This is a genomic window from Salinisphaera sp. (assembly GCF_035690525.1).
In the GTDB taxonomy this organism is placed as follows: Bacteria; Pseudomonadota; Gammaproteobacteria; order Nevskiales; family Salinisphaeraceae; genus Salinisphaera.
Map to the genome: position 1 here is coordinate 1 of NZ_DASSKM010000007.1, position 8349 is coordinate 8349.

An 8349-nucleotide genomic window follows, 5' to 3' on the forward strand; every position below is an offset into this window, starting at 1 on the left:
ATCAAGCCGGTCTGCGCCCGGCTGTACACGGTGGCCAGCGCCACGGATCAGGCGGCCAGGCCGTCGCGATTGGCGGCCAATACTTCAGCCCGCGTCGTCATGCGATTCCAGTTCCGCGACTCGTTTCTCCAGTTCGGTCAGGCGCTTGCGCGCGTGCGTGAGCATCTCGCGCGTGGCTTCAAACTCTTCGCGCGGCACCAGATCCAGCTCGGCGAGCTGGCTGGACAGCACGGCCCGAAAGTTCGCCTTGAGCTCTTCGCGCAGCGGCGCGACCTGGGGCGGCAAGGCATTGGCCAGCCGCGCGGCCATGTCTTCGATGGAACGCATATCGGATGCTCTGGAAAGACTCTATACAAGCATGCATCGATGCGCCCTCGCGCGCAAAGCGACCATCTCGGTTTTCTTGCCGGGCGGCGGCCGCGGGCCCGGCCGCGCGAAGCTGGCACGGTGAGTGCTAGGCGTATTCCGACGATCGCCCGGCGGCGATCGCCCATGCATGCGTCACAGGAGCCCGTTATGAAATTGATCACCGCCATCATCAAGCCGTTCAAGCTCGACGAGGTCCGTGAAGCGTTGTCCGAAGTGGGGGTACAGGGCATCACGGTCGCCGAGGTCAAGGGCTTCGGCCGCCAGAAGGGTCACACCGAGCTGTATCGCGGCGCCGAGTATGTCGTCGACTTTCTGCCCAAGGTCAGGATCGAGGTGGCGATCGAGGAACCGGCTTTGGAAGCCGCCGTGGAGGCCATCTCCAAGGCGGCGCGCACCGGGAAAATCGGCGACGGCAAAATCTTCGTCTTCGAACTCGGGCAGGCGATCCGTATCCGTACCGGCGAGACCGGTCGGGACGCGCTCTAGGGGCTGTTGCCGCTTCATACGGCCCCGCGTTGCAACCCCAAATCGTGTCAGCCAAGACGCAGAGCGCCGGCCGCAGTCATTCTGCGGTCAAGCTCTGCAACGCCGGATGGCGCGATTTGGGGCCGCAACCCGAAGGGCCGGGGCCATTTTGCCGCAACCCTGCGTTGCACCTCGCTACGGTAACCCGTTACCGCACGCTCGCTGCGCCTTGTATTGCGACAAAATGGCCGCCGGCGCGGCGTCGTATGAAACGGCAACAGCCCCTGGAACACCTGGCACAAACCGTGCTTGACCCGGACCGGTGCAACGGTCGCCGCCCGTGCGCGGATATCAAAAAAGGTAGCCTCATGTCGAAACATCTCCTATGGAAACCCGCCGGCTTCGGCCTGGCCGCGCTGTCGGCGCCGGGACTGGCGCTGGCCCGGGACAACGCGCCCGCGCTCAGCGCCGGCGATACCGCTTGGATGCTCACCGCGACCGCGCTGGTGCTGTTCATGACCATCCCGGGGCTGGCGCTGTTCTACGGCGGCATGGTGCGGGCCAAGAACCTGCTGTCGGTGCTCATGCAGTGCTTCGCGATCTGCTGTCTGGTGACGCTGATCTGGGCGCTGTGGGGCTACAGCGTGGCCTTCGGCGGCGACGGCATGATCTGGGGCGGTCTGTCCAAGGCGTTCATGGCGGGCGTGGACGCGGACAGCCTGTCGGGCACGATTCCGGAAACCGTGTTCGCCACCTTCCAGCTCACGTTCGCCATCATCGCCCCGGCCTTGATCGTCGGCGCCTTCGTCGAGCGCATGAAGTTCTCGGCGATGCTGTGGTTCATCGGCTTGTGGGTGACGCTGGTCTACACCCCGATCGCGCACTGGGTCTGGGGCGGCGGCTTTCTCGGCGGCCTGGGGGTGCAGGATTTCGCCGGCGGCACCGTGGTGCACATCAATGCCGGCATGGCCGGCCTGGTCGCGGCCCTGGTGCTGGGCCGGCGCAACGGCTATCCCAGAACCATGATGCGCCCGCACAACCTTGGCTACACGCTGATGGGGGCCTCGATGCTGTGGGTCGGCTGGTTCGGCTTCAACGCGGGCAGCGAACTGGCCGCCGACGGCACCGCCGGCATGGCGATGTTCGTGACTCAACTCGCGACCGCGGCCGCGGCGCTCACCTGGATGTTTCTCGAGTGGGGCGGCCCCGGCAAGCCGAGCGTGCTCGGCATTTGCTCGGGCGCGGTCGCCGGTCTGGTCGCGATCACGCCGGCGTCGGGCTTCGTCGGCCCGATGGGCTCGATCGCGATCGGCGTCGGCGGCGGCTTCTTCGCCTTCTACGCGGTCACGCTGATCAAGACGCGGCTGGGTTATGACGATTCGCTGGACGCCTTCGGCGTGCACGGCGTCGCCGGTATCGTCGGCGCCCTGCTGACCGGCGTGTTTTCGGCCAAGAGCCTGGGCGGTGTGGGCGTCTCCGACAACGCCGGCGGCAGTATCCTCGTCCAGATCGGTATCCAGGCCGCCGGCGTTGCGGTGACCGTTGTCTACTGCGCCGTCGTCACCTTCATCATCCTCATGGCACTCAAGGCGATCATCGGCCTGCGGGTGGACGCGGAGTCCGAGCAGGCGGGTCTGGATCTGGCGCTGCACGACGAGCAAGCCTACGACCTGTAGATCGATGCGCCCATCGATACACACTGGCGGCGCGCGGATCGCCGCGGCTATGCGCTACAGAGCGCCGGCATGTAGACTCGCCGGCACAGCGCCAGAGGAGTACACGAGATGAAAATGGTCACCGCGGTCATCAAGCCGTTTCGCATGGACGACGTTCGCGAGGCTCTCGCCGAGGTCGGCGTGCACGGCACGACGATGAGCGAAGTCCGTGGTTTCGGCCGGCAGAAAGGCCACACCGAGCTCTATCGCGGCGCCGAATACGCAGTCGATTTCCTGCCCAAGGTCAAGCTCGAGGTCGCGGTCGACGAAGACCGGCTCGACGCGGTGGTGGACGCCATCATCGGCGCGGCCAAGACCGGCCAAATCGGCGACGGCAAGATCTTCGTGCACGATCTCGAACAGGTGGTGCGCATCCGCACCGGCGAAACCGACCGCGACGCGCTTTAGGGCTCGAAGGGCGAACGTCGCGGTCCGCCTCAGGCCTGCGGGCTGAGCAGCCGGCCCACGAGTTCACGCAGCCGTTGCCAGACGCCGCGTTGCGACCAGGCATCGGCATCGACGCGTTCGGCGCGCGTCAGGTCATGATCGTAGTCCGCCGACAGCCCGGCCACCAGCGCGTTATCGATCACCACCACCGCAATTTCATCGTCCTTGCCCATGGAGCGATGATTGAAGTTGGCCGAGCCGACCATGACCAGCGACTCGTCCAGCAGCACCATTTTGGTATGCAGCATGGTCGGCTGGAACCGATACAGGCGCACGCCGGCTTCCAACAGCGTCGCGAAGGTATCCTCGCCGGCCATGCGCGCGATTTTGGAATCGGTATGCGGGCCCGGCATGAGCACTTCCACCACCACGCCGCGCTTGGCGGCCGCGCGCATTAGCGAGATGGTATCGGCGTCGGGCACGAAATAGCCGGTCGCGATGCGGATGCGGTGCTGGGCGACGGTCAGCGCCAGCCGGAACAGGGTGGCGATGTCGCTGTAGTTCACGGCCGCCGAGGTCCGGATGACCTGCACCGCCGCGTCGCCGGTCGCGGGTTGCGGCGCATACGAACGGCGCTGTTCGAAACCGGGTTGGCCGGCCTCGATCCAGTTCGAAAGAAAGGCGCCGCGTAATCCGTCGATGACCGGCCCGGTCATGCGGAAGTGGGTCTCGCGCCATTCGTTCGGACCGCGGGCGTCGCCCTCCCATTCCGCGGCGATGCCGACCCCGCCGGTGAAGCCGACGCGATCGTCGACGATCAGAATCTTGCGGTGGGTGCGGTTGTCGATTTGCCAGATGCGCCAGCGCGCCTTGGGGCGAAACCAGGCGATCTGCGCGCCGGCCTCGGCCAACTGATCGAGCACCGAGGCCGGCATACTGTGCGCGCCGAACGCATCCAGCAGAACGCGCACCGCCACCCCGGCCCGCGCGCGCTCGGCCAGCGCCGCGCCGAATTGCTCGGCGACCCCGCCCTGCCAGTAAATGAAGGTAAGGAAATCGATCGATTCCTCGGCCGCTTCGATCGCCTCGATCATGGCCGGGAAGATCCGGCAGCCGTTAACCAACGGCTCGATCCGGTTGCCCCCGGTAAAAGGCAAGCCGAGCGCGGCCTCGAAACAGCGACGATAATCCGTCACCGATTGCGGCGCCGGCGCCGTCTGTCGATTACTCATCAAAAGATCGGGTGGTTGTAATTCGCGCCCAAGCATACGGCATGCGTCCAGCCTGCCCGGGCACAACCAGGCCGCGACGCGCCGGCCTATCCGGTCTCGCCAACGGCACTGTCCTCGGCGGCGGGTTCGAAACCCGGCAGGCGCCCACGAAAATAGCTCGGAATACGTTCTTCCAGCCAGTAGACCGGCGCACCGAAACGCCCGGCCGACACGAACCCGACGTGGCCGCCGTTCTCCGACAGTTCGAACCGGATCGCATCGGACAGCTCGTCCGCGCGCGGCACCACATCGGGCGACATGAACGGATCGTCCCGGGCGTGCAGGATCAGCGTGGGCGTGCGGATACCTTTGAGAAACGAACGGCTGCTCGCCCGCGCGTAATAGTCGTAGGCGTCGGCGAAGCCGTTGAGCGGCGCGGTGACCGCGTTGTCGAAGCTCGGAAAATCACGCAGACGATGCAGATCAGGTAATGGCTCGATGATGCCGTCGCGGATCTTGGCCTCGACGATCTCGCGCATGCCGTTGATCAAGTGCGCCTGATAGATACGCGACAAACCCCGCTGCACCGCATAGGCACAGGTCTTGAGATCGTAGGGCACGGACGTCGCGGCCGCGCAGGTCAACAGCGACTCGCTGCCCTGCTCGCCCAGATACTTGAGCAGCACGTTACCGCCCAGCGAATAGCCGGCCGCGGCCAGCGGCGCCTGCGGGTAGCGTTCGCGCAGGCGCGCCAGCACAATGCCGAGATCGCCGGTTTCGCCCGAATGATAGGAACGCGAGAGCCGGTTGGGCTTCGATGCGCCGCGAAAATGCATGAGCACGCCGCGCCCGCCATGGGCGGCGACTTCACGCAACAAGCCGCGCGCATACTTGGATTCGAGCGAACCGTTGAGACCGTGCAGCACCACCACCAGCGGCGCATCCTCGGCCAGCCCGGCCGCCGGCAGCCACGACAGATCGATGTAATCGCCGTCGTCGAGTTCCAGCCGCTCGGCCTCGACCGCGAGCGGCGGCAGGCTGCGCATCAGCGATGCGAACAGAGTCTGGGCGTGCGGGTTACGCAGCCAAAACGCGGGTTTGAACTCGCTGGTTGTCAGCATGACCAAAATGACGATTGAAACGAAAACGCGGCCAGCCGTGCCACCGCCGCAATTGACTCATGTATTCTACACTTAATCCATCCCCAGGGCCTCGTCCAGATAATGCGGCCCCAGATGCCGCATTTGACGCAGAATCCAGGCCCGGCGGCCGGCCACGTAGCTGCTCGGATTGGCCGCGTCGTATTCGCTCGGCGCCGGCAACACGGCGGCAAGCACCGCGCACTGACGGCGCGACAGATCCGCCGCGTCGGTATGGAACAACTGTTTGGCCGCGGCCTGAACGCCGAACACCGTATCGCTGAACTGGGCGACGTTGAGATAGACCTCCATTACCCGTCGCTTGGACCACAGCAGGTCCATCCAGAGCGTGATATAAGCCTCGATACCCTTGCGGATATAGCTTTTGGCCGGCCACAGAAAAAGATTCTTGGCGGTCTGCTGGGTGATGGTGCTCGCGCCGTGCACCGTGCCGCCGTTGGCGTTGTGCTTGATGGCGCGCTCGATCGCGGACCAGACGAAACCGTGGTTGGTGGGAAAGGTTTGATCCTCCCCGGCGACCGCGGCGAGCGGCATGCACGACGCGATGGCGTCGAGGCCGACCCAGTCCTGGCTGATTTCGGCCTCGGGATGCTCGGCATGCAGCCTGACCGCGGTCAGCGTCATGAAGGCGCTCGCCGGCGGATTGATCACCCGCAAGACGAGCAGCACCGCCGCCGGCGCCAGGGCGACGACGACGGCGATGAGCGCGATATCGCGCAGCGGTCGTTTAAGCAGTATCCTCAATAGCCGTTGCTGCCCGTACCGCCATTTTGCCGGCTGTTATAGCTGTTGTTGTTGGCGGCGCCATTGTTGTAGCTGCCACTGCCGTAGTTCGACGCGCCGTTCACGTTGCCGTTCTGTTGCACCGTCACGCCGCCGCCGGCGCCGCCGTTGTAGGGCGTGGTTTGGCCATAAGTCTGGCCATAGCCCTGCGAATTCGCCGACCTATTGCTGCCGGCGCCGGTGTAGCCGCTGTTCATGCTGCCGCCGCCGGTGTTCGAGCCATAATGGAATTGATCGTTCGAAGCCGGCATATACTGGTTGAGCGTGTAGATGAAACGCTGGCCCGATTGCGGCAGATTCGAACCGCTGCTGCGGTTGAGCAGGGTACGGGCGTCGATGCCGGCCTGGTCGTAATACAGCCAATTGGCGTCCTGGGCGATACCGAGACGCGCGCCGTTGAGCGCGACGCCGGCGAATAGGCCGCGCGAGCGTGAATAGGAATAGACCTCGGCATCGAAACTCAGATTGGTCGATGCGCCCGCCCGGCGCCCGACCGGCCCGGCCGCCACCGAGGCGTCGGCGCCGAGCGTGAACTCGCCATCAGCCAGCCGATCGACGCTGCGGCGGGTTTTGAACACCAAAATCAGATCGGTCGAAGATACGCCGGCCTGGAAGCCGAACGAACCGCCATACAGCTTGATGAACGTGGGGTCCGACCAACTCCCGTCGGACGTGCGCACCGAAAGCACCCCTTTGCCGTACTGCACGCCGCCGATGAAGCCGGCCTTGAACACGCTCGGAATCACCGCGATGCCGTACGCTTGTTGCAGCAGCGCCGAGGGAATCTTGTTTTCGGGAATGTTGACGAACTGATCGAGCACGCTCGTCGCGTTATTCATGATGTCGTCGGGCTCGCTGGCGGCGAGCGCGGTGCCGGTCGTCGTCAGACTGCCGGCGGCCACCATCAATACGGCGGCGAGTACAGTCATCCATCGTTTCATGCTGATCGTTTCCTTTGCGGGTCGAACCGCGTGGCGGTTCGCTGGATCGGGTGGCCGGCCGCGCCGGGCCACGGTCTCTCGCTTGGGACCACGGCCGACGACAAGGGTTCATGACCTGCCGCGGCGATGGTCCTACTCCGGCCCCCTCATGAGACGCTTCTGCACCGACACCACGGGCTCATCCCCCGTCGGCCGCGCCTTTGTATAGCGCCCATCCTCGCCGAGCAACCAGGCACTGCTGTTGTCGGCAAGGTAGAGCGCCAGCTCGCGCTCGACCCGATGATATACCGGGCGCGAGGTCACGGGAAAGCAGATTTCCACCCGGCGGAAGAAGTTACGCTCCATCCAGTCGGCGCTCGACAGATACAGTTCAGGCGCCCCGTCGGCGGCAAAATGGAATACTCGCGCATGCTCGAGAAACCGGCCCACGATCGAGCGCACGCGGATGTTGTCCGACACCCCGGGCACGCCAGGACGCAAACAGCAAACGCCGCGCACGATGAGATCGATCCGCACGCCGGCGGCCGATGCCGCGTACAGCGCCCGGATCACGCCCGGCTCGGCCAGCGCATTCATCTTGGCCACGATCCAGGCCTTGCGGCCCGCGGCCGCCGCCCTGGCCTCGCGCCCGATCTTCTCGATGATCGTTTCGTGCAGCCGGAACGGCGCATCCACGATGCGCTCGAGCCCGCTGACTTTGCCCAGGCTGGTCAGTTGCAGAAAAATCTCGTGCACATCGTTGCCGAGTGGCCCGTCGCAGGACAGCAAGCCGTAGTCGGTATACAAGCGCGCGGTCTTGGGATGGTAGTTACCGGTGCCCATGTGCACGTAGTTGTGCAGCCCATCGGCCTCGCGGCGCACGATCAGCGTCATCTTGGCGTGCGTCTTATAGCCGACCACGCCGTAGACCACGTGTGCACCAGCCTCTTGCAGCCGGTTGGCGAGCTCGATGTTGTCGGCCTCGTCGAAGCGCGCGCGCAGCTCGACCACCACCGTCACTTCCTTGCCCGCCCGCGCGGCCTCGACCAGGCCGTCCACGACCGCCGACTGCGAGCCGGTGCGATACAGGGTTTGCTTTATCGCCAGCACTTTCGGGTCCGAGGCCGCACGACGCACGAAATCGATCACCGGCAGGAACGAATCGAAGGGGTGGTGCAGCAGCACGTCGTTCGAGCGAATCTCGGCGAACAGATCGCCAAAGGGCGCCAGCGCGCCGGACAGGCTTGGATTGAACGCCGGATATTTCAGATCCGGCCGGTCGACCCGGCCCTGCAGCGACAGTAGCCGGTTGACGTTGACCGGGCCGTTGACCTGATAC

General features: G+C 65.3%; 9 protein-coding genes. 3 read left to right on the top strand and 6 right to left on the bottom strand.

The features are described 5' to 3' along the window. Positions 1-84 precede the first annotated feature (84 nt). Entirely contained in the window at positions 85-327 is a 243-nt protein-coding gene (locus VFJ08_RS00485) for an accessory factor UbiK family protein (RefSeq protein WP_324994045.1), read from the bottom strand. A gap of 189 nt (positions 328-516) precedes the next feature. Here VFJ08_RS00485 and glnK point away from each other — a divergent pair, with 189 nt between their 5' ends. The 3 genes from glnK (at position 517) to VFJ08_RS00500 (ending at position 2957) form a co-directional block, all read left to right on the top strand. Then, a complete protein-coding gene (gene glnK / locus VFJ08_RS00490) occupies positions 517-855 on the top strand; it encodes a P-II family nitrogen regulator (protein ID WP_324994047.1) in 339 nt (112 codons plus the stop codon). Between the two features lie 347 nt (positions 856-1202). Next, positions 1203-2510, top strand: coding sequence for an ammonium transporter (locus VFJ08_RS00495; protein ID WP_324994049.1), 1308 nt, complete (start codon positions 1203-1205; stop codon positions 2508-2510). A gap of 108 nt (positions 2511-2618) precedes the next feature. After that, positions 2619-2957: a P-II family nitrogen regulator gene (locus tag VFJ08_RS00500; RefSeq protein ID WP_324994051.1), complete on the top strand. Its 339-nt coding sequence runs from the start codon at positions 2619-2621 to the stop codon at positions 2955-2957. 29 nt (positions 2958-2986) lie between these two features. Here VFJ08_RS00500 and VFJ08_RS00505 read toward each other — a convergent pair whose 3' ends face one another. From VFJ08_RS00505 to ppk1, 5 genes are all read right to left on the bottom strand, one after another. Beyond that, on the bottom strand, positions 2987-4168 hold the full coding sequence (locus tag VFJ08_RS00505) for a phospholipase D-like domain-containing protein (protein ID WP_324994053.1): 1182 nt from the start codon (positions 4166-4168) through the stop codon (positions 2987-2989). 86 nt (positions 4169-4254) lie between these two features. Beyond that, positions 4255-5268: a hydrolase gene (locus VFJ08_RS00510; RefSeq protein ID WP_324994055.1), complete on the bottom strand. Its 1014-nt coding sequence runs from the start codon at positions 5266-5268 to the stop codon at positions 4255-4257. A 72-nt stretch (positions 5269-5340) separates the two neighbouring features. Next, positions 5341-6051 (bottom strand): monofunctional biosynthetic peptidoglycan transglycosylase, encoded by a 711-nt coding sequence (mtgA, locus tag VFJ08_RS00515; RefSeq protein ID WP_324994057.1) that lies wholly within the window; start codon positions 6049-6051, stop codon positions 5341-5343. Further along, positions 6048-7031 (bottom strand): lipid-binding SYLF domain-containing protein, encoded by a 984-nt coding sequence (locus VFJ08_RS00520; protein WP_324994059.1) that lies wholly within the window; start codon positions 7029-7031, stop codon positions 6048-6050. Before VFJ08_RS00520 ends, mtgA begins: the two co-directional genes overlap by 4 nt. A 132-nt stretch (positions 7032-7163) precedes the next feature. Beyond that, on the bottom strand, positions 7164-8349 hold a 1186-nt coding region (ppk1, locus tag VFJ08_RS00525), incomplete at its 5' end, for a polyphosphate kinase 1 (RefSeq protein WP_324994060.1).

What these genes read in the sequence shown, in the direction of transcription:
- VFJ08_RS00505 (WP_324994053.1), bottom strand. Translation starts at nt 4,168, where the DNA reads ATGAGTAATCGACAGACGGCGCCGGCGCCGCAATCGGTGACGGATTAT.
- VFJ08_RS00485 (WP_324994045.1), bottom strand. Translation starts at nt 327, where the DNA reads ATGCGTTCCATCGAAGACATGGCCGCGCGGCTGGCCAATGCCTTGCCG.
- VFJ08_RS00495 (WP_324994049.1), top strand. Translation starts at nt 1,203, where the DNA reads ATGTCGAAACATCTCCTATGGAAACCCGCCGGCTTCGGCCTGGCCGCG.
- VFJ08_RS00520 (WP_324994059.1), bottom strand. Translation starts at nt 7,031, where the DNA reads ATGAAACGATGGATGACTGTACTCGCCGCCGTATTGATGGTGGCCGCC.
- VFJ08_RS00500 (WP_324994051.1), top strand. Translation starts at nt 2,619, where the DNA reads ATGAAAATGGTCACCGCGGTCATCAAGCCGTTTCGCATGGACGACGTT.
- glnK (WP_324994047.1), top strand. Translation starts at nt 517, where the DNA reads ATGAAATTGATCACCGCCATCATCAAGCCGTTCAAGCTCGACGAGGTC.
- VFJ08_RS00510 (WP_324994055.1), bottom strand. Translation starts at nt 5,268, where the DNA reads ATGCTGACAACCAGCGAGTTCAAACCCGCGTTTTGGCTGCGTAACCCG.